This window comes from Stenotrophomonas sp. STEN023, from assembly GCF_056760135.1.
Genome location: NZ_JBRREF010000024.1, coordinates 1 through 20905 on the forward strand (window position 1 = coordinate 1; position 20905 = coordinate 20905).

Annotated in this window: 11 protein-coding genes, 2 tRNA genes and 2 pseudogenes; 5 read left to right on the top strand and 10 right to left on the bottom strand. The window is 61.2% G+C overall.

The features are described 5' to 3' along the window. Nucleotides 1–885, bottom strand: an 885-nt coding sequence (locus ACVOLV_RS09085) for an IPT/TIG domain-containing protein (protein WP_481554103.1), incomplete at its 3' end; no start/stop codon positions are given. A 690-nt stretch (nucleotides 886–1575) separates the two neighbouring features. Beyond that, nucleotides 1576–3519 (bottom strand): SUMF1/EgtB/PvdO family nonheme iron enzyme, encoded by a 1944-nt coding sequence (locus ACVOLV_RS09090; RefSeq protein WP_481554104.1) that lies wholly within the window; start codon nucleotides 3517–3519, stop codon nucleotides 1576–1578. 84 nt (nucleotides 3520–3603) lie between these two features. Between ACVOLV_RS09090 and rnd the strand changes: the two genes are divergently transcribed. Beyond that, entirely contained in the window at nucleotides 3604–4686 is a 1083-nt protein-coding gene (gene rnd, locus ACVOLV_RS09095; RefSeq protein ID WP_481554105.1) for a ribonuclease D, read from the top strand. A gap of 291 nt (nucleotides 4687–4977) precedes the next feature. On the opposite strand, the gene ACVOLV_RS09100 is transcribed toward rnd, so the two are convergent. Then, nucleotides 4978–5053, bottom strand: a tRNA-Phe gene (locus ACVOLV_RS09100). Nucleotides 5054–5303: 250 nt separating this feature from the next. Next, a tRNA-Ala gene (locus tag ACVOLV_RS09105) sits at nucleotides 5304–5379 on the bottom strand. A gap of 318 nt (nucleotides 5380–5697) precedes the next feature. Between ACVOLV_RS09105 and ACVOLV_RS09110 the strand changes: the two are divergent. Beyond that, nucleotides 5698–5865 (top strand): annotated as a pseudogene (locus ACVOLV_RS09110) (Arm DNA-binding domain-containing protein); the annotation flags it as partial. Between the two features lie 105 nt (nucleotides 5866–5970). Here the strand turns inward: ACVOLV_RS09110 and ACVOLV_RS09115 are convergent. After that, a pseudogene (locus ACVOLV_RS09115) lies at nucleotides 5971–6252 on the bottom strand (transposase); the annotation flags it as partial. A gap of 309 nt (nucleotides 6253–6561) precedes the next feature. Here ACVOLV_RS09115 and ACVOLV_RS09120 point away from each other — a divergent pair. Then, nucleotides 6562–11292 (top strand): RHS repeat-associated core domain-containing protein, encoded by a 4731-nt coding sequence (locus tag ACVOLV_RS09120; protein ID WP_481554106.1) that lies wholly within the window; start codon nucleotides 6562–6564, stop codon nucleotides 11290–11292. Next, a complete protein-coding gene (locus ACVOLV_RS09125) occupies nucleotides 11279–11662 on the top strand; it encodes an ankyrin repeat domain-containing protein (RefSeq protein WP_481554107.1) in 384 nt (127 codons plus the stop codon). Before ACVOLV_RS09120 ends, ACVOLV_RS09125 begins: the two co-directional genes overlap by 14 nt. 282 nt (nucleotides 11663–11944) lie before the next feature. Here ACVOLV_RS09125 and ACVOLV_RS09130 read toward each other — a convergent pair whose 3' ends face one another. From ACVOLV_RS09130 to ACVOLV_RS09150, 5 genes are read right to left on the bottom strand one after another with little or no spacing between them, the layout of a single operon-like run. Beyond that, nucleotides 11945–13387 carry an amidohydrolase gene (locus ACVOLV_RS09130; RefSeq protein ID WP_481554108.1) on the bottom strand — a complete coding sequence of 481 codons (1443 nt, stop codon included), beginning with the start codon at nucleotides 13385–13387 and terminating at the stop codon, nucleotides 11945–11947. A 17-nt stretch (nucleotides 13388–13404) separates the two neighbouring features. Beyond that, nucleotides 13405–15216, bottom strand: coding sequence for an amidohydrolase family protein (locus ACVOLV_RS09135; RefSeq protein WP_481554109.1), 1812 nt, complete (start codon nucleotides 15214–15216; stop codon nucleotides 13405–13407). 14 nt (nucleotides 15217–15230) lie between these two features. Further along, the gene (locus ACVOLV_RS09140; RefSeq protein WP_481554110.1) at nucleotides 15231–16235 is read right to left on the bottom strand and encodes a FecR family protein; all 1005 of its coding nucleotides are present in this window, start codon (nucleotides 16233–16235) and stop codon (nucleotides 15231–15233) included. After that, nucleotides 16219–16806, bottom strand: a complete 588-nt coding sequence (locus ACVOLV_RS09145) for an RNA polymerase sigma factor (protein ID WP_481530005.1) — start codon at nucleotides 16804–16806, stop codon at nucleotides 16219–16221. The genes ACVOLV_RS09140 and ACVOLV_RS09145 overlap by 17 nt, the downstream gene beginning before the upstream one ends. Before the next feature lie 52 nt (nucleotides 16807–16858). Then, the gene (locus ACVOLV_RS09150; RefSeq protein WP_481554111.1) at nucleotides 16859–20224 is read right to left on the bottom strand and encodes a TonB-dependent receptor; all 3366 of its coding nucleotides are present in this window, start codon (nucleotides 20222–20224) and stop codon (nucleotides 16859–16861) included. A gap of 185 nt (nucleotides 20225–20409) precedes the next feature. Here ACVOLV_RS09150 and ACVOLV_RS09155 point away from each other — a divergent pair, with 185 nt between their 5' ends. Further along, nucleotides 20410–20886: an LEA/WHy family protein gene (locus ACVOLV_RS09155; RefSeq protein WP_481509939.1), complete on the top strand. Its 477-nt coding sequence runs from the start codon at nucleotides 20410–20412 to the stop codon at nucleotides 20884–20886. Nucleotides 20887–20905: the final 19 nt, after the last annotated feature.

Genomic DNA, 20905 nt, shown 5'->3' on the forward strand with positions numbered 1-20905 from the left:
CGTGATATCTACCGTTCCTGCCGCGCCGGCAGGCGATGTCGCGCTGATCGATGTCGCGCTGTTGACGGTATACGAAGCGTTGGTGGCGCCGAATCTGACCGCAGTCGCGCCTGTGAAGTTGGCACCGGTAATCGCCACGCTGGTCCCGCCGCCCACGACACCCGAGGTTGGTGAAACCGAAGATACGGTTGGCGCAGGGACAAAATAAGTGAACCGGTCTGCGCTGCTGACGGCACTGGTGCCACTTGGAGTCGTCACCGTGATGTCAACCACCCCGGCTGAACCACCTGGCGAAGTTGCGGTGATCGATGTCGCGCTGTTGACGGTATACGAAGCGTTGGTGGCGCCGAATCTGACCGCAGTCGCGCCGGTGAAATCGGCACCAGTGATCGTCACACTGGTACCGCCAGCAGTTGAACCGGAGGTCGGAGAAATGGCTGTGACTGCCGGGGGAGCGCCAGTGACGTTGATGGTCACCGTGATCGGCTGATTGTTCACGTCATACCAAATCACGTTGTTCGTGCCGGTATACCCCGGGCTTGGAGGCCTGTAGTAAATGGTGTCGGTTAAGGTCTGCCAGTCGATACCCTTGATACCGCCACCTTCTGCGGGCTGGTCTCCAATTTCTTGAAACGGGGCGGTGTAGGGACTGTCGCCTGAAAGACACGCAACGCGCTCACCAGCGGTGAACAAGTGTGCGTAGCTACCTGTTCGACCGTCATTGGTGATGTTCCATACAAAGGAGCAAGGCGCCGCATTGGCCACCTGTGCCATCAGGGCCAGAAGCAAAAATGCTGCGGTTCGAGTGGCCGTGGTGCGCTCTTTCAAGCCGCAAAGCCAACGAACCAGCCAGCCTTTGCCAGCACCTTCCATACCTGTTGCCATCTCCATCCCCTGTGTTTGTTTCACTTTAGGCGCGCGCCCGACGGCCAGCACTGCCGTTGCTGGAAGCTACCGGCGCAACCCGCCCGGCGTGGACGAGCCTTCACGCCCAGGCAAAGCCACCGACAGCACCTCAAAACCAAAGCATCCAAGAAAGGAACTTCTGTCGCGGCGATCCCCCTTCAACGGCAAATCACCCGCTGAGTCGCGAGCAACGCAGATGTCCTGCGGATCTTCACGCCAAGCTCTCCAACGGCGCTCGCGATGACCGCGCCTTACCGCAGCCGCGCGATTTCAACATGCAAACGTAAGAGCCCTCCCTCCCCCGACTCACAGCCGTGCTGGCGCCGAAAGGCAGGCACCTTGCGGTAGAGCTGGGGTACGGAAAACGCCTCCGTTCCCCCGATATTGGTATCGGCAATGACCATGTTCGCTTGAGTGGTACAAGTCGACACAGGCGCGCATGCCGCGGGACCTTCCCAGCCGGGAGGCAGCCAGCGGCGCCGCCAAAGCGGCTATTCGCGCAGATCCACCCGCACTACTGCCCCAAGCGACCGGGCCAGCACCATCGTCGACTGATGAGAGCCGTGCTGCGCCTGTGGACGCGGGAACATCGAAATGCACTGTGTAGCCGGACGATGCAACAAAACCGGCTACAACACGCTTCGCACGTTGGACAACGCTACGGCAATCTCAAATTCCACGTACCAGGCGGAAACCGATGCGTGCCGAGGTGACGTCCGAGTCCTGTGACTGCCGCCAGGCCGCGCGGGTCTGCTCCGGCGCGTTGGCCCAGTTGCCGCCACGGATCACCCGCTGCCGGCAGCCGGGGTTGTACCAGGCTGCGCCATCGGCCGGCGCGCGCCGGTAGCTGGCATGCCAGCAATCGGCCACCCACTCGCTGACGTTGCCGCTGATGTCGTGCAGGCCCCAGGCATTGGCGCGGAACATGGCCACCGGCGCGGTGCCCCAGAAGCCATCGCCATAGCCGACGAAGGCATTGTTCCAGTGCCGACCACTGGGCGATATATCCAGGCTGCCGGTGAAATTGCCGCTGTTCTCCGGTGGCGTCATCGAACGCCCCCACGGGAAGCGCCCCTGGCTGCCTGCACGCAATGCATATTCGAACTCTGATTCACTGGGCAACCGGTAATAGCGCCCGGTCTGATCGGACAGCCAGGCCGCATACGCCTCGGCATCGCGCACGCTGACGTGCATCACCGGGCTGTTGGGAGCAGCCTTGACGCCGTTGTAGTCGGATTGCCAATCCACCCCGCTGCGGCGAATGAAATTGCCGCTGCGCTCGTCATAGACGATGGAATGACCGCGCCGGGTCGCACGCGGGCGTGCTTTGGCCGCCTCCACGAAGCGACGGAAATCGGCCACGGTGACCTCGGTGATCGACATCGCAAAGCCACGCTCGAAGTTCACCAGATGCTGCGGACGCTCGGCATCGCTGCTGCCGATCTCGCCCTCGCCCGCCCCCATCTGGAAGCTGCCATACGGCACCACCACCATCTGCGGGCCACGACTGCCATCGGCCAAGGCATCACTGAACACTTGGCCTGGACGGAAACTGCCGTAGTGGGTGACCAGTTCGATACGTTCGCGCAGCAGGGCCACGGTGCGGTCACCGGGCAGCGCGATGCGCTCGGCCTGGGCCAGCTTCAGCCGCGCATCCTTCAAGCCCTTGGACGAGACCAGATCACGCAGCCCGCCTTCGCGCAGCGCATCGAGCTGGGCGGTGCGGATGCCCTCGATGCGCGCGCGGGCGTCCTTCAAGGTCACCGCTTCGCCGCGGATGGTGGTGGCCTTGTCCAGCCAGCGCGCGGCTGCCTCGAAATCCGTATCGATTGCCGCAGCGTGTTCCGCGCGGCGGATCAGCCCGCTTTCCACCGCAGCCAAACCCTGCCTTGCACGGCTATTGAGCGGATCAGTGGCCAGCACTTCGCGGAACGCCGCCTGCGCGCCGCCGCCATCCTCACCGAACTGATGCTGGCGCAGGGCCTGCTCACCGGCACGGTTCAGCGCCAACAGCCGCCGCGCCACTGCGATGCGTTGCTGCAGGGCCTGCTCGGCCTTGCCTTCCGGTGCCAGCGCCACCGCCACACCGGCGATCTCGGCAGCCTGCGCCAGCGCCAGCCGCTGGTTCTCAGGTTGCGCCATCAGCGCCGTGGCCTGCGCACGCAGGCGTTGCCGGGCCTTGTCCAGGCCCCGCTGCGCGGCGCGGTCCCCGGGCTGCCGGGCCAGGATTGCCAGATACAGCGGAATGGCGTCCTCGGCATCGCGGTAGAGCCGGTCTTCGGCCAGCGCCTTGTCGGCCGCCTTGCGCGCATCGGCCAGCTGCTCGGGCTGCAGGCTGACTTCCGGCGCGTTCCAGACCGGCAAAGCAGTGCTCTCCACCTCCACCGTAGGGTCCGGCGTTGCCGCCTCGGCCTTGGCAGCCGCAGCCGCCTCGGCTTCGGCGCGTGCCTCAGCCCTCGTCTCCAGCCGCTCGGCCAGGCTTGGCTTCTTCGCTGGCTCGGCATTTGGCGCAGCCAACGGCGGCTGCGGCGCGCTGCCGCTACACCCCGCCAACGCCAGCAACAGCGCCGTCAGACCCAACAATTGGCCGGTTTTACCCAAAAACGCCTCCATTACCTTGCACACTTTCCCGGGAGCGGCCCGACGTTAGGCTATTCTCGCCTGCCTGAGCAAACCCTGCAGTTGACGGAACCCCACGTGGCTTACTGGATCAAACACCCGGCGGAGTTGGAAGAACGCTACCGCCAGCGCCCGAGCCGGATCGGGCTGGACACCGAATTCATCCGCGAACGCACCTACTGGCCGCAGCTGGCCCTGGTACAGATGGCCGTTGGCGATGAAATCCTGCTGATCGACCCGCTGATACCCGGCATGTGCGAGGCACTGAAACCCTGGCTGACCGACACCTCGATCACCAAGGTCATGCACAGCGCCAGCGAAGACCTGGTCGCCTTCAAGTGTGCCTGCGACGCGCTGCCACGCCCACTGTTCGATACCCAGATCGGTGCCGCACTGGCCGGCATCGGCGGCGGCATGGGCTACCAGAAGCTGGTCGCCGAGGTAACCGGCGTCACCCTGCCCAAGGGCGAGACCCGCTCGGACTGGCTCAAGCGCCCGCTCAGCGACGCGCAGCTGGAATACGCCGCCGACGACGTCGAGTATCTGTTCGCCCTGCACGACACCATCAGCGCCAAGCTGCAGGCCGCAGGCCGCATGCAATGGCTGCAGGACGATGGCGAGCGCCTGCTGGCCAGCGTCGAGGGCGACGAAGGCGAGCATTGGCCGCACCTGTCGATGCGCTCCTCGCAGGTGCTGGAACGCGACGCCCAGCTGCGCCTGCTGCGGCTGCTGCGCTGGCGTGACCAGCAGGCACGCAGCAGTGACAAGCCGCGCAGCTGGATCCTGGACAATGAACTTGCCAACGTGCTCGCACGCACGCCGCCCGCCGACTACGACAGCATGCTAAAGCTGTTCGGCCGCTTCCCCAAGGCTCCGCGCAAACTGGCACAGCAGGTATGGGAAGCACTGAACACCCCGCTTGCCGACGAAGCCGAAGCTCCGATGGCCCTGCCAGCTACCGACAGCAACAAGAGCGCGCTCAAGCGCCTGCAGGACGCCGTCAGCAAGCGCACAGCGGAACTGGAACTGCCCGAAGGCCTGCTGGCCTCACGCAAGCACCTGGAAGCTTTGCTGGAAAGCGGAAACTGGCCAACCGCCCTTGCCGGCTGGCGCCGCGAACAGCTGGAACCCGTACTGCGCCCGTTGCTGCCAAGCAACTGAGCACCGAAGCCCCGACCAGGTCGGGGCCGCATCAGCTGTAGTGCCGAGCCATGCTCGGCAAAAACCACCAAAGAACCAGCAGAACCGCTCTTGTAGGAGCGGCGTAAGCCGCGAAGCAAACGATCCATCAGATCGCAAGCTCGCACTGCAAACTCGGCAACCCCAGCTTCGCGGCTCACGCCGCTCCCACAAACCGCAAACCCAAAGCACCAACACAACCGCAATCGGTGCAAATCCGGTGCAAAACAAACAACAAAAAAGGGCTCGCATTTCTGCGAACCCTTGAAATTTTGGTGGCCGAGGACGGAATCGAACCGCCGACACGGGGATTTTCAATCCCCTGCTCTACCAACTGAGCTACTCGGCCACTTTGTCTTGTTTTCGTCGGCGTTGCTGCCGTCGAGGAGGCGTATATTACGGAGCTATTTCGGTTTCGGCAAGCCAATTTCACAAAAATTTTCACATCCACCGAAAATTCCTCGAAATGCCTTGTGTAGCGAGACTTCCGCCGCTGCAGCCATCTCGCCACATGGCGAAAATTTCGCCAGAACGCCCACTTCCAGCGCAAAAACGCAAAGAAGCCGCATCATCCGATGCGGCTTCTTTGCTTGAAGATTTGGTGGAGCGGAGGAGGATCGAACTCCCGACCTTCGCATTGCGAACGCGACGCTCTCCCAGCTGAGCTACCGCCCCACACGGTGAACCGAGCATAGCGCTGTTGTCTGCGCTGCGCAAAACGTCCCTTGCAGGACTCGCAGCCGTTCGCCTACGCGAGGAGAGTAGTCCCCCGAGCGAAGAGCAGGATCAGTCCACCTACGGAGCCGGAGGAGCAAAGCAAAGACACCGTTTGCTAATCGACGGGTCCGCACGCTTGGACAACCGAAAGCACCGGCAGCCGATCACCCCGCAGCATCGCCACCCCAGGTCACCAAACGCGGATGATCCGTATCCGGCCTCGGCCTACACCGGCGTCCTATCTTGGCGGTAAGCCAACTTACGGAAGCCGGTTAAATGCGGGTCCAGCTGACCAAACGCCAGGTCGAGACCTATCAACCCCAAGAGCGTCCCAATGAAGTCCGCGATGCCCAAGTGCAAGGACTGATCTTGCGGGTGCAGCCGTCGGGCCATAAAGCTTGGATCGTGTCGTGGGCGCACGGGAAGCGACGCACCATCGGGCCTACGACTGCGATCCCATTGGATCTTGCCCGCACCCAAGTCACACACGCCATCGCTAAGTATCTGCAATCGGGCTTGCCCCGGATCGAACACAGCAACTCCCACGTCCCCGCACAGCCGCGTGAGCTGGCGTATCATCCGCGTATGGCACAGCGCTTCTTCCATCGCGGGATCGCTCTGCGTGTACCACTGCAGCAACAAGTGGATGCGCAGCATGGTCTCAAGTCGATACGGCTCCCGACCCGGGCCACTCGACTTCGGGTAGTACGACTCGATCAACGCCAACAGCGGTTTCCAGGGCACAACCTGCCCCATCTCTGACAGGAGGATCTCGCGCCGTCTGCGCTTGCGTCCGCCTTGTTGTTCCGCGTTACCAAAGGTCAGTTGCATGTGCGGATCGGGCTCTTAAACCGGTGGCCGCAGTTTCACAGCCTGCGACGGAGTTGTTCAGGCCCTCCCCAGGGACTCAGCCCTGCAGCTACAACGGATAGCGTAGGACTTATCTGACGCATCAAAGCGCCTTGCACCGATTGTTCCGCCCCAGCTCTGGTCGCAGTATGCGCAGATCAGTAAAAGCCGGGCTATCAGCAATCCAACCGGTCGGCTCACGTGCGTGGGGCGGACTGGCTCCAAGTAAGTAACTTGGTGTGCTGTACCTCACTCGGTGTGCAGTGCATGGCGGGCAAGCGGGAGGGGAAAATGAAACACACCAATGTGTTGCGAACGACTTTATTGCTTTTAGCTCTTGCCTTGGGTTGCTTTCAGGTTGCTTATTCCCAGAATACCTCCTCGGCCGATGTTCCTGGCGAGGCGCTCTGGTGCGTTAATAATGGCGGGTGCTTCAATACACTCATTGAAGCTGAAAGCTCAATGCGAGCATCAGTTCCTGATGTAGGAAAGTTCTTGAAGGTTAAATATCAAGACTTGGATTGGATTTATTACTCCGTTCCAGATCAACCACCCGTGTCATATGGACAACCTTGGTATGGCGGGATGGATTATTCGTGGAATCACAGCAAATGCCCAGCTTCCGAGCTTCCAAAGCCATATTACAATGAATATGGCGAGGAGCTATGCTATTCGGAAGAAGAGCTTATATCTAACATAATCGCCAGTATAAACAGCCTTTCGTGTGACGGAGGACGGTGCAAGTACCAGAATTTCCAGGTGACTGGTGAATATCAAGGTCCATATCTTCTTCTCTATGGAAGTCGCTTCTCCCTCACAAAAGACAAGAAAATTACCTATGAAGGGATTTACCCATCAGGGCAAGTCAGCCGTTGGTCATTTCCACTCTTTAAAGAGCAGCCATTCTCTTGTGCAACAGGCCTGAGCCCTATTGACAGGACCTATGATGTTGCGCCCTATCCAAACGTTTGCCGCAGCGGCGTAGTTCGGGCGATCTACAAAAAGAAGCATCAGCTAGTCCAATCTTGCCCGGCAAATCGAAATCCATGTCACCCCGCAACTGGCGATAAATCCCGGGCGGAAACTGATTTTACTTTCGCAGGCCGCCCGTTTGTCCGTTACTACCACTCACTTCGAGAATCCGCCAATCGAGAGTCGATGCTGGGATTGGGCTGGACGCATAGCTTTACACAACGGGCGCTACCGTATTCCGGCGCCTTCTTTTCGGAGCAAGGGTTCTATTATCCCTCGAAGTTCATTGGCGGTAGTAAGTTCGTTGTTCCTGCCCTAGGTAGCGTGGGCGAGGAGCTAAATACTTCAGATGGTCGTCAGATGCGCGTGGTTGATTCAAATGGTGAGATTCGGATTTTTAGTTTAAGCGGGCAATTGCTTTCGATAGTGGATCCGAGCAATCCGCATCGTGATGTGCGATTCGTTTTCAGCAAGCCCCCTGGTTCGAACCCGAATCTTGTTCAGGCTATTGATCGAGAAGGCAGGATTCTTCAGTTTCGGTACAATTCAGAAAATCAGGTTTCGAGCATTATATTGCCAGATGGCCGGGTGATAGCCTACGGTTACGAGCACGACAATCTTGTTTCGGTTGATTATGGACATGGTCAAGTCAAGCGCTATCTTTATTCAGAGCCTGGACTGGCTCCGAATGGAGATAAAGGGCTGATGACGGGAATCGTTTCCGAAGATGGAGCGCGCCATGCGAGCTTCGGTTACGACATGTACGGGCGCGTTAAATCTAGCGTCTTACATGGCTCCTTTGGCGCGGTGGATGCAACGTATATTCGCTACACTGCGATGGATCGTGCGGAAGTTGATACTGCGAATGGTCAAACTCGAAAGTATGTCTACCAGAACGACTCTTATCGCAAGCCGCTCTCTATCACCGATTCTTCCGGGGCGACGGTCAGCACATATGACAGTTATCGACGCTTATTGACAACTGTAGATCCTGTCGGCGTTCAGACGTTGTATGCGTATAATACGAATTGGCAATTATCGCAACGAACCGAGGCTGCCAGCGACGCAACCGGAAAGAAGCGCACCACGCAGACTGATTGGCATGCCGCATATAATGTGCCAATCGAACGCCGAGTCCTCGATGCAAATAATATTGTAGTTGCCAGGGAGACCTTGGCCTACAACGCTCGCGGCCAAGTGCTGGCACATTCGGTGATCGACCCTGCGACTAATGCAGTACGCAGGATGACGGCCGCTTACTGTGAAGCTGCTGATGTGTGCGGCGGTGTTGGCCTAACAACCTCCATCGATGGTCCGCGTACCGATGTCAATGACGCATCGAGCTATGACTACCATTTGAGCGATGATCCGGCCTGCGCTTCAGCGCCGACCAGCTGCACCTATCGTAAGGGCGACTTGTGGGCGACCACCAACGCCCTCGGTCAGATCACCGAGATACTGGACTATGATGCCGCGGGCCGCGCACTGTCGGTTAAGGATCCAAACGGTGTTATCACCGACTACGCTTACACGCCGCGTGGATGGCTGGCTAGTAATACGGTGCGTGGTGCTGATGGTAGTGCCGCCCGGGTGATGCAATTTGAATATTGGCCTACCGGCTTGATCTCCAGCATGACTTTACCGGATGGGGGCTATACAGGATTTGTCTATGATGCCGCGCATCGCCTAACCGATGTCTTGGATGGCGATGGCAATCGCATCCACTACACTATGGATGGGGCAGGGAATCGGATCAAGGAAGAAATTTTCGGAGCAGGTGATGCTCTTAAGCGTAGCTTGTCGCGTGTTTATGATGCATTGGGACGCATGACCACAGAAAAGGGGGCAGACGGCAATGGCTCCATCTATGCTTACGATTCGAATGGAAACGCGACTAGTGTTGTTGATGCTGCACAAGTCACTAGTGGAGCCTCGTTTGATGCCTTCAACCGTCTGACGCAGTCCCTGCAAGACGTTAGTGGTATTGCAGCCAGCACGCAGTTCAATTACGACGCGCTGGACAACCTGACGGAAGTCACCGACCCCAAGGGACTCAAGACCAGCTACACCTACGATGGATTTGGTCAACTGAAGACCACCACCAGTCCAGATACAGGCACTACGCAGCGCACGTACGACGAAGCTGGCAACGTCAAGACCAGCACCGATGCACGAGGCGTCACCACGACGTACGCCTACGACGCACTCAATCGAATGACATCGAAGAGCTATCCCAGCCAAGGTGACGATGTCTCCTACACGTACGACACCGTCCCGGCCGCGTGTGCGGCTGGGGAAAGTTTTTCGATCGGACGGCTCAGTTCAATGGCGGATGCCAGTGGACGCACGGACTATTGCTACAACCGCTTCGGCGATGTGGTCCGCAAGGCACAGATCACCAACGGAAAGACCTTCGTCGTGCGCTACACCTATACCATCGGCGGCAATCTGGCTTCGGTGATCTATCCCGACGGTGCAGTGGCTGACTACATTCGAGATGGTCAAGGTCGCATCACCGAAGTGGGCGTCACCAGCGGCAGCAGCGGACGCCAGGTATTGCTGACTGGGGCCAGCTATCTTCCATTTGGCCCTAGCACCGGCTGGCAATACGGCAACGGCCGGGCGCTGGTGCGCAGCTTCGATACGGACTACCGGCCCACCGCCGTGGTTGATAGCGGTAACGACCTCAAGATCGGGCTTGGCTACGACTCGGTCAGCAATATCACTGCATTGGAGTCTGGCAACTATGCGGCTGCCTTGAACTACGACAACCTGGGTCGCCTGACCGAGTTTCGGGACAGTGCAGCCAATGTAGCGATCGAGCATTACACCTATGACGCTACTGGGAACCGGCTAAGCATTGCCAATGCGGGGGCAACCACTCCGTATGGCTACGACGCTATCAGTCATCGTTTAACGTCGGTGGGCGGTGTGTCGCGCAGCTACGACGTCGCCGGCAACACGATTGGCACCAACAGTGGTGCTAGGTCATACGCTTACAACCAGGCAAACCGGCTGTCACAGGTAAAACTGGGTAGCGCGACTGTTCAGAACTACGCCTACAACGCCCGCGGTGAACGCGTGCAACGCGGACTGGGCACAACAAGCTCCATTTACACCACCTATGACGAAGCTGGGCACTGGCTAGGCGACTACGACTCATTGGGCAATGCGACGCAACAAGTGGTCTGGATGGATGACATGCCAGTCGGGCTGCTAGCTGAAGGCGTATTGCACTACATCGAGCCGGATCACCTAGGCACGCCACGACTGGTGCTCAATCCGTTGCGCAATGTGCCGGTATGGACATGGGACATCAAGGGCGAAGCATTTGGCGATAGCGTGCCGAATCAAGACCCGGACAGTGACGGTCAAGCATTCGTGTTCGATATGCGTTTCCCTGGGCAGCGCTACGATGCGGCCAGTGGCTTGAACTACAACTACTTCCGCGACTACGACCCGGGCTCAGGGCGTTATGTGCAGAGTGACCCGATTGGATTAGCTGGTGGAATTAGCACTTATGGATACGTTGCAGGCAATCCGGCCGGTGCTGTGGATGCATTAGGACTTCAGCTAAGGACTTTATATCGAACTTATCCATCAAACCCAGGGATCTACAACCCCAATGATCCGCAAACCTACGACCGGCCTTTAAATAGCAGGCATGACGAGTTCGACATAGCAATGGATGCCGTCTCCCAATTCTCGGCCCCATCGAACTGGATTGATTCGAGCTCCCCAAATCGCTTACTGTTTAGCGGGATGCTTAGCACCTTAATGAGCCCAGCTGAACAGCGCGGTGCTGAGTATAAAGTCTATAAAAACTATCAGAGATCAGGCTACCCGCGAGACCCCGATAGATGCAAGCAACTCAAGAATCAAATAGAATTTCACAAGCGACTAAATTTAATGCGACACGCGTGGGACATGCGCTGGATGACTCCAAAGTTTCCTCAAGGGAGACACGCAAGCGACATAACCGCAGCGAATGATTTAATTAGAAGACTGGAAAATACTTACAGAAGCGAATGCCCCGATGAGTGCGACTAAACACGAAAAGCTGGCCCAGCTACTGAAGCACTTCGCTCAGCTTGCAATGTTTGAGGATTACAAATTGACTCACCCTGAGAGCCCCGGAATGGATGGAGACACCCCCCTGCATGTCGCCGTATATGAAGGAAATATTGACCTACTAAATGACCTGCTACACCACACTACCAATGTTGACGTACGCGGAGATATCGGAAACACTCCACTTCACAGCGCAGCAATATTCAAAAGAGTCGAACTCGCAGAGCTACTTATTAAACACGGAGCCGACGTCAATACATCTAATGATTACGACGAAAGTCCGCTGGAATTGATGAAAAAATCACCTGAATTCAAAAACCTCCTTCGATCGCATAACTGGCACAGCTAATATTTCATTGATTTCGTTGTCGCCCACACGCGAACTTGATCCAAGCACCATTTAAGGCTTCCGGGCAGGCTGCACATGCATCCCCCGAAAACTCAAATCCCAATCTCAAGAGAACAGTCCAGGCCTTACTGACTCAAACACGAGCAGCGACCCGATGGAGGGGATCGGGTCGCCGCCCGAGGGCGCGATGGGCTACCCAGCAACATCACTCCGGACGCAACAGTGCCCACGCAGCGGTGAAGCCCGCGTAGAACCGAGATTGCAATCGCGCGACAGCGTGCTTCAGTCCTTGGTCTTGCGCCGATAGTCCAGCGGCGGTGCTTCCCGCTGCAGCAGTGGCACGTAGCGGAAACCTGCGCCGCGGCGCTCGTCGAACTCCTGCTTGGCCTTGGCCACCAGCTCCGGCGACTGCAGCAGCTGCACGCCGGCCAGGGCCATTACCTTGGCTGCGTTCAACGCACCTTTGTTACCGATCGACATGCCCGATGCGGCAACTGCCTGCCAGCTGTGCGCCGGGGTTCCGGGCACCCAGGTTGCGGTGCTGACGCCAACCGTGGGGACGTTCCAGCTGACGTCGCCAACGTCGGTGGATGCGCTGCCCGCCTGATCCGCACGGTAGGGCTGCAGCTGTGTTGCCACCTGCAGGTCCGGGCGCTTTTCCAGGCTCTCCTGCAGCTTCTTCGCGAATGCCCGCTCGGCCGGGTCGTACTGCACTCCGCCAACCTGCTGCAGCGCTGTCTGCATCACCTGCCCAAGCGTGTCATTGGGCAACAGCGAGTACACGCCACCGGTCGGCTCGAATTCGACCGTGGTACCTGTGCCCATTGCTGCGCCTTCGGCTGCCTTCTGCAGGCGCTCGATCACATCGCGTACGACTGCCGGGTCGGTGTGACGAACGTAGTAGTAGGCCTCAGCGGCATCCGGCACCACGTTGGGTGCCGCGCCGCCGTTGCTGATCACGTAATGGATGCGGGTGCCATCGGGCACGTGCTCGCGCATCAGGTTGGCCATGTAATTGAAGGCTTCCACGCCGTCCAGCGCGGAGCGGCCGCGCTCTGGGGCGATGGCGGCATGGGCGGCGCGCCCGTGGAAACGGAACTTGCCGCTGATGTTGGCCAGTGTCGTGCCTTGTGCAGCGGAATTCTCGGCGGACGGATGCCAATGCAGCACCACATCCACATCATCGAACAGCCCCGCCTTGGCCATATACACCTTGCCGGAGCCGCCCTCCTCCGCCGGCGTTCCGTACAGCCGCACTTCGCCGGGCGTACCGGTCTGCTGCATCCACTGCGCCAAGGCGCGGGCTGCGCCCACCGATGCCGCACCAAACAGATTGTGCCCGCAAGCCTGGCCGGCATCCTGGCCGGCGATGACGCTGCGCACCGGCTCCGCTGCCTGGGCCATGCCAGGCAGCGCATCCATCTCTGCCAGCAGCCCGATCACCGGGCCCTTGCTGCCGTTGCGGAAGCTTGCGACGAAGGCCGTCGGCATGCCGGCGACATTGGCCTGAATATGGAAGCCCGCCTGCTGTAGTTCCTTCTGCAGCAAGGCCGAGGATGTATGTTCCAGATAGCCGAGCTCAGGCTGCTGCCACAACTGCTGCCCAACCTCAGCCTGCCGCTGCGCGTAGCTGTCCAGCGTACTGATCACGTCCGCGGCAAGTGTGGTTCCTGCAAGAGGAAGCAACGCTGCCAGCAACGCTGCACGCAGATAACGGGTCTTCATCCAGCCAGCCCCACGCATCAATAGAAACTGACGTTGTCGATCTCGAACCACAGCTTGCTGCCGGGTTCGCCGCTGCCGGAGACAACCAGCTGCTGCAGGTCATCGCCCTTCCACACCGCCACGGGCGCCTTGGCGCGATACGGGGGTTGGCCCTGCAGTACGGTGAACGGAATCTCCACGGTCTGCCATTGTGCTCCCGCCTGCAGCGGCGCTATGAAGCGGCGATTGCCCAACGCCCGCACTTCCAGCTGCAATTCCGGTGCGCTGCCGCGCAGCTCCAAGCGGATGCCGCGATAGGCACGCGCATCCACCGGCGCCACGGAACCACGGCTCAGCGGCAGGATCGTCGCAGCGAAGGCAGTGTCCTTGCTGGACAGCTTGGCCTGGGTCGCCAGTGCGTTGCCGCCAGTTTCGCGTGCCACGATCTCGGTCACCTGCGCGGTACGGTCATTGCCACCGTCGGCCTCGTCGACGCGCAGCGTGTCCAGCGCGGTACGGCCATCGTTGCGCTCGAAGTCATCAACCAAGGCCTGCACTGGCTGCGCTGGCAAGGCCAAGGCCTTGTTGCCGGCCGGCAACACTGCGCCCTTGCCTTGCACCTGGCGGCCAGCCACGTATACCTGCTGCGTATTGCGAACGTCGCCAATGCGCTCCCACGGGCGACCGCTTACCAGCAACAGATCCGCACGCTTGCCAACCTCGATGCTGCCGCGGTCATTCACGCCCAGCGCCTTGGCGCTGGCCGAGGTACCAGCCAGCAGCGCCTCGCTCGGGGTCAGCCCGGCCTGCACCAGTAGTTCAAGCTCACGCAGGGTCGAGGTGCCATGCGGTGTGCCGGTCATGCCTGCATCGGTGCCCACCACGACCGGGATACCGGCATCGTGCAGCGTCTTGACGTTATGCAAGGCATTGGCGAAGTTCTGCTCGCGCTGGGCCAGCACGTCGGGCTTGCCGTTGTTGCGTCCACTGCCATCGACGCGCTCGGGCAGATACACCGCCAGCGAGGGTGCATAGGCGGTACCGTGCTCACGCATCAACGCGATCAACTCGTCGTCAACCGTACCGTCCTGCACGCTGTGCGCGATCACGTCCACGCCCGCACGTGCGGCGGCCTTGCCGCGCTTGACCATTACAGTATGAGTGAACACCTTGAGGCCGTTCTTGTGCGCCTCGTCGACCAGCGCGGTGAGAGTTTCCTCGTCCATGCTGCTGTTGTCGGCGGCATTGGAATAGCGCCAGCCATCGGTGAAGGCCTTGATGAAGTCGGGCTTGTAGGCGGCTACCGCACGCACACCGGCACGTGCGGCCTCGGGTGAGTTCACCCAGCGCGTGGTGTTCTCGTCACCCCAATCCGCGCCATGGCCGAGCGGCGTGCTCATGCGCGCGGCGAACTTGACGTCGGGCGCGGCAATCGAGGCCAGCCAGGCACGGCGTGGCGCGTAGGCTTCTGGCGGCTCGTGGAAATCGCTGACCGTGGTGACGCCGGCCGCCATGTAGAGGTTCGCTACCTGCGGCAGTTCCGACGGCGTGGCGTTCGGCGTCCAGTGCGTGTGCAGATCGAACAGACCCGGCAGCAACGCCTGGCCACGCGCATTGACCTCGCGTGCGCCCTTGGGGGCCGTCAGTTCAGCGCCGATAGCAGCAATGCGACCGTCCTCGACCAGCACGCTGGCCGCATAAGGTGCGCGCCCGGTGCCATCGAAGACCATCGCGTCGCGGATCAACACGGCCTTGTCGCCAGCAGTAGCGGCCACGCTGGCCTGCCCTGCCCCCAGTAATGCAGCGGTGAGCACCGCCAAGGCGAAACCACGCTTGCTGTTGTAATGCATGTCTTTATCCGGATTCATTGCATGGACCGCGCCGTATGCGGGGCGGCATCAGGGGAGCTCAGCCGCACCACGTCTCCGCGCTGCTGCACCACCAGGCCAAGGCTCAAGGCGACGCTGTTGGCGAAGCCGCGCGGGTCACTGGCCGAATACAAGCCAACGATGCGGCGACTGCCAACCAGCGGGTCATCGATGACGATGCGGGTATCGCTGTAGCGCAGGAACTGCGCCGCCGCCACCGACAAGGTGTCGCCGTTGAAGGACAACATGCCTTCGCGCCAGGCCAACTGTTGATCCACATCATCCGTGGGCACGGCCTCGATGCGGATGCCGTGGCTGCGGTTGGCCAGCGCGCGGTAGTTGGCCACCAACCGCGCAGGGGCGACCGCGCCCTGGGTATCGGTCACATCGACGATGCCTTCGCGCACCAGCACTTCCACACCACCGCTGCGGCGCTCGGTGAGACTGACCGCGAAACTGGTGCCTACCGCGGTGACATCGGTTTCCTCGGCGCGCACCACGAACGGGCGTTGCGGGTTCTTGGCTACGTCGAACAAGGCTTCGCCCTGCAGCAGGTGGATATCACGACGGGTCGCGCTGAACTGCACCCGCACCTGCGAGTCAGAATCCAGCGTGATTGCCGAGCCGTCCTGCAGCGGCACGCGCAGGATCTCACCCTTGCGGGTGGCGAAGTACTCGGCCCCATCGTCCTGGCGTTGCACACCGATGGCGAGCACGCCAACCACGGCAGCCAGGCCCATTGCCCAGCGCAGTACGCGCCGCGCCCGTCGTGGCGCGCGGGCGGTGAATGCACGGTCCATTTCGCCGGCCGACAGCGCGCGGGCGCGGTCGGTACGTGCAAGCACTGCATGGGCGCGGGCATAAGCGCCAAAGTGGCGCGTATCGGCTTCCAGCCAGGCATCACGTTGCGCACGTTCCTCCACCGTGAGTTGCGCGCGGTCCTCGCGCGCCACCCAACTGGCGGCTACATCATCAATACTCGCATCAGCGCCGACGCGCATGCCTTGCTCCTTCCGCGGCGAACCGCTCACTACTCTTCTGCAATACGTCGTCATCACGCTTCATCGAATCCATCAATACCCGGATTCCCTTGCAGATGTGTTTCTCCACGGTGTTCTCGCTGATCTGCATGCGTTCGGCGATCTCGCGCTGCGAGTAGCCCTCCACACGCCGCAGCACGAAGGCCTGCCGACACTTGTCCGGCAGGCTTTCGATCAAGGCGCCGATGCGCGCCAGTTCCTGTCGTGACGACGCCATCCGTTCCGGGCTGACTTCGTCGCCAACAATGGCGACACGGTCGATCTCGGCGACCGCCTCGATCGACACCACCTGTGCACGCCGCAACTGCTGCAGCACCACCGAGTGGGCGACCGAGTACACATAGGCCTTGGGCTGCAGGATGTGCGAAACATCTGCCATCCCGGCGAGGATGGCGTAGGTCTCCTGGATCACGTCATCCACGTCCTGGCGCAGCGACAGGCGCCGCCGCAGCCAGTCGCGCAGGGCAGGCTCACAAGGCAATATGTGCTCGGCCAACCAGCCGGCACGCTCCCGCGCAAGCGCCGCGTTCATCGCGGCACCTGCCCGGCTCCCGCCACCTGGCGGAATGGAACGTTTTTCTGCATCAGAACGCCTTGCTCACGTTGACATACCAGTAACGCGGATTGGCCTGGTAGACACCCGACGGGTAACCGAACACATCGTCGGAGATCGGCGGGCGCTTGTTGGCAATGTTGTTGGCACCGACCTTGACCGCCACGTTGTTGAGCCAACCCTCGCGTGCGAAGTCGTACTTGACGAAGGCATTGGCCAGCGTCTGCGACTTCACCGTCCACGGCGTGCCATCGGCCAGGGTCAGGCCGTTCTCGACGTAAGAGCTGGCATAACGCGCGCTCGCGCCCACCGACAGCTGCTGGTAACGCCAAGTCAGCGTGCCGGACCACTTCCATTCCGGGTTGCCGCCATTGCCGATCAGGTCACCGCCACCGGTGATGCGGATCGACGGATCCACCAGCCCTGCGGACTTGGCATCTTCCAGCGCCTGCAGTGCCGGCGAACGCTGCCGGTAGAACTCGATCAGGTGGGTACCGGTGACCGAAAGATCGAAGCGGCCGATCGCGGTTTCCGGCGAGTTCCAGCTGAAGTTGTAGTCAACGCCACGCAGGGTCTGCGGCTCCAGGTTGACGTACTGGTCGGTGACGTACAGCACCTTGCCGGCAGCAGCCAGACCGGTGCCGGCGAAGCGGGCGATGTCGTCAGCGGTCGCATCTGCACGCACCACCGCCGAGTTGCTACCGCCCTGCTGGCGCAGCATGTAGTCCAGGATCAGCGCATTGCCTTCACCGAACAGGCCGATGATGCCCTCCTGCTCGTACTTGTAGTAATCGACGGCGAAGGTGAAGCGGCCGTAGTTCTCCGGGATGAAGCGCGGCTGGAACACCAGGCCGGCGCTGGTATTGGTCGAGGTTTCCGGCTTCAGGTCCGGGTTGCCCGAGCGCCGTGCGGTGGTGGAATAGCTGTAGCCGCCGCAGTTGGCGAACGCCGGCTGTGCACCGCTGCGCTTGTCCGCCTCGCACTGGATGTAGTCGGTGCGGGTATTGGAGCGGCTGACCACCGTGGCGTTGATCTGCTCCAGGTTGGGCGCGCGGAAGCCCTTGGCCCAGGACGAACGCAGGGTCAGGCCATCAAACACCTGCCAACCCAGCGCCAGCTTCGGCTTGGCGACATTGCCGAAGTCGTTGTAACGCTCGGCGCGGCCAGCCAACTGCAGGTCCAGCGAGCGCACCAGCGGGATGTTCATTTCCGGCGACACCAGCGGCACCGAGAACTCGGCAAACAGACCGGCGACAGTGCGCGAGCCATAGGTGTCCGGGGTCGGGCTGACGCCGTACATGTCGCTTGGATAGGCAACGCCGGTGATCGCATCGGTGAAGGTCACCGATCCATCAACGCGTGTATCACGGTCATCGCGCTGGGTTTCGTGGCGCACTTCCAGGCCCGCGGCCATACCGACATCGCCGGCCCAGGTCTTGAACAGGTCCGCGCGCGAGGCCTTGAAGTCCCACAGGAACAGCTCGGTCTTGCTCTGCCGCTGTGCCTTGTAGAAGAACTGGTCCAGCTTGTCCCAATCATTGCAGCCGCCGCAGAACGGGTTGTAGGCCGATGCGGTGGGATTGGCCAGGGCCTGCTGGAACAGCGACATGCTCACGGCATCCTGGGTGTCCTTGACCCTGGCTGCCGAGTACAGCGCGGCGCTTTCCCAGTCGAAGCCGTAGTGGAAGCCACGCAGGCCGGCCAAGGCGCGCACCTGGGTGTTGTTGACCTCGATGCGGGTCGGTCGCTCGAAGCGGTAGCTGGTGATGGTCACCGGCACACCGTTTGCGCCGATGTTCAAACCCTGCAGGCGATTGGGATTGAGGGAACCGTCGGGCAGGTACATCGCACCGAACGGGTTCCAGTAATTGTTGGCAGCCACCGTCATCGGCAAGGCGGTGATGGTGTTGACGCCGTTCTGCAGGCTGTAGGCGCGCGAGTTGTAGATGCCTGCCTCGCTGAAGAACGACAGCCCGTTGTCGAAATCATGCTTGCCGGTGACGAACAGGTTCAAACGACGCACGTCCGGGCTGATCGACAGCGGATATTGGCCCTGCTGGTTGTCGCGCAGATTGGCGTCGGCACCGGAAGTCGCCTTGCTGCCGGACTGCACACACAGGCCATCGGCAATGGTCGCCGCGCAGCCGCTGTTGCTGGTGGGCTGCACATGGAAAGCACCGGCGGTGGTGGTCAACCAGGTGCCGTTCTTCGACACGCGCGGGCCAACCACGGTGAAGTTGCCCCACGGGCTGTTGGTGTTGCGGTTATCGGTGCCGGCCAATCCTTCAAACGGTGTGCCGAGGAAGTCGGCCGCGCGGTTACCGTTTTTGGTCCAGTCCTGGTCCAGCGAATTCAAGCCGGTGGTGTTGTAGTAGTTGAAGGCGATGGTGATGTTGGAGCGCAGGTCTTCGGAGTTCTTGCCCCACATGCCATTGACGCCGATATCGCGCAGGTCGGTGCCTTCACCGAAGCCCTTCTGCACGCTGATGGTGCCGCCGTCCATGTCGTCGCGCAGCACGTTGTTGACCACACCGGCCACCGCGTCGGTGCCGTAGATGGCGGCCGCGCCGTCCAGCAGCACTTCAACGCGACGCAGGTTGGACACCGGCACCGCATTGGCGTTGTAGGTCAGCACCGGCACCAGGTTGCCGTCGGCCTGGCTGGTGGGATGGACCACGGTGCGGCGGCCGTTGATCAGCAGCAGGGTATTGCCGACGCCAAGGCCGCGCAGGTTGACCGAGGCAATATCGCCACGGGCGTAGTTGGAGCTGTTGCCGCCGTTGGTGCCACTGAACGAGACATCGCCCATCTGCGGGATGGAACGGTACAGTTCGTCGCCGGACACGGCGCCGGTTGCCTCGATCTGCTCGGCCTGCAAGGTCGCCACCGGCAGGATCGCGGCGGTCTTGGCGCCCTTGATCTGGCTGCCGACCACGGTGATCTGGTCCAGCGTGCTGACGCTGGGGCTGGCCGCTGCTGGAGCGGGTTCAGCGGCTTCCTGCGGCGCAGCCGGTGCTGCCGCCTGCCCTGCGGCCAGGCCACCCAATCCATTGAGCGAGGCCAACATCGGCGTGGCCGCGCGCAGGGTGATGGTGCGACCGTCGTCCGAGGCCACGCTCAGGCCGGTGCCGGTAAGCAGACGGGCCAGCGCCTGGCGCGGCTCCATCTGCCCCTTCAGCTCGGCCACTTCGATGCGCTGGGCGCCGCCTGAATGCGCCGGGGCAATGATCTGCACGCCGGCCTGGCGGGCAAACTCCGGCAACACCTCCTCGATGCTGCCTGCTTGAAGATCGAACTGCGGTGGCGCTGCCAGCGCCGGAACGGAGGCGCACAGCGCCACAACTGCCAGACCGCCGCGGATAGCGCTTGCAAGCGGCAACAACTTGAATGAACGCATTGATGAATCCCCAGAAAATGACGCGAATGACGGCAACCTCTGCCCCCTGCATGACTCGATGCATGACCGCGTCGGTTCCGCCATCCCTCCGTCATATTGGCTGATCTGGCAGACCTGTACCCAGCAGGCCGCCATACGCCGTAGTATTCTTGGGAGATAAGCTCAGGACCCGAGGACCACGCCCCATGCGTTTTCGCCCCCAGTACGCCTTGATGGCCGTACTCGCACTTGTACTTACCGCCTGCGGCAATGGCCCGGTGAAGCGCGTCTCAGAACCGGCTGCCAGCATCCAGCAATTGAGCGTCGGCAATGACGGCAACTGGGAAGTGGAACTGCGCCTGCGCAATTACAGCTCGATGCCGATGCGTTTCGACAACGTGTCGCTGGCGGTGAAGGTTGGCGATGAAGCCGCCGGCACGCTCAGCGCCAGCCCAGCGCTGTCGATCGGCCCGGAATCGGCCGACGTCATCAAGGTGCGCCTGCAGCCCTCGTCCTCGGCACGCATCGTCGTGGCCGATGCACTGGCCGGTGGCCGCTCGCTGTTCTACGAACTGGAAGGCAGCGTCAGCGCCACCCCGGAAGAAAAGAAGCAACGCAGTTTCGACATCAAGTCGCGCAACAGCCTCAACCAGGCACCCGGCCTGCCCGGCGTGCTGCGCTGATCCCCCATCCGTTCCCGTA

Excerpts from the sequence above, each read along its gene's own strand:
- ACVOLV_RS09090 (WP_481554104.1), bottom strand. The coding sequence starts at position 3,519 with ATGGAGGCGTTTTTGGGTAAAACCGGCCAATTGTTGGGTCTGACGGCG.
- ACVOLV_RS09120 (WP_481554106.1), top strand. The coding sequence starts at position 6,562 with ATGAAACACACCAATGTGTTGCGAACGACTTTATTGCTTTTAGCTCTT.
- ACVOLV_RS09125 (WP_481554107.1), top strand. The coding sequence starts at position 11,279 with ATGAGTGCGACTAAACACGAAAAGCTGGCCCAGCTACTGAAGCACTTC.
- ACVOLV_RS09130 (WP_481554108.1), bottom strand. The coding sequence starts at position 13,387 with ATGAAGACCCGTTATCTGCGTGCAGCGTTGCTGGCAGCGTTGCTTCCT.
- ACVOLV_RS09135 (WP_481554109.1), bottom strand. The coding sequence starts at position 15,216 with ATGCATTACAACAGCAAGCGTGGTTTCGCCTTGGCGGTGCTCACCGCT.
- ACVOLV_RS09140 (WP_481554110.1), bottom strand. The coding sequence starts at position 16,235 with ATGCGCGTCGGCGCTGATGCGAGTATTGATGATGTAGCCGCCAGTTGG.
- ACVOLV_RS09145 (WP_481530005.1), bottom strand. The coding sequence starts at position 16,806 with ATGAACGCGGCGCTTGCGCGGGAGCGTGCCGGCTGGTTGGCCGAGCAC.
- ACVOLV_RS09150 (WP_481554111.1), bottom strand. The coding sequence starts at position 20,224 with ATGCGTTCATTCAAGTTGTTGCCGCTTGCAAGCGCTATCCGCGGCGGT.
- ACVOLV_RS09155 (WP_481509939.1), top strand. The coding sequence starts at position 20,410 with ATGCGTTTTCGCCCCCAGTACGCCTTGATGGCCGTACTCGCACTTGTA.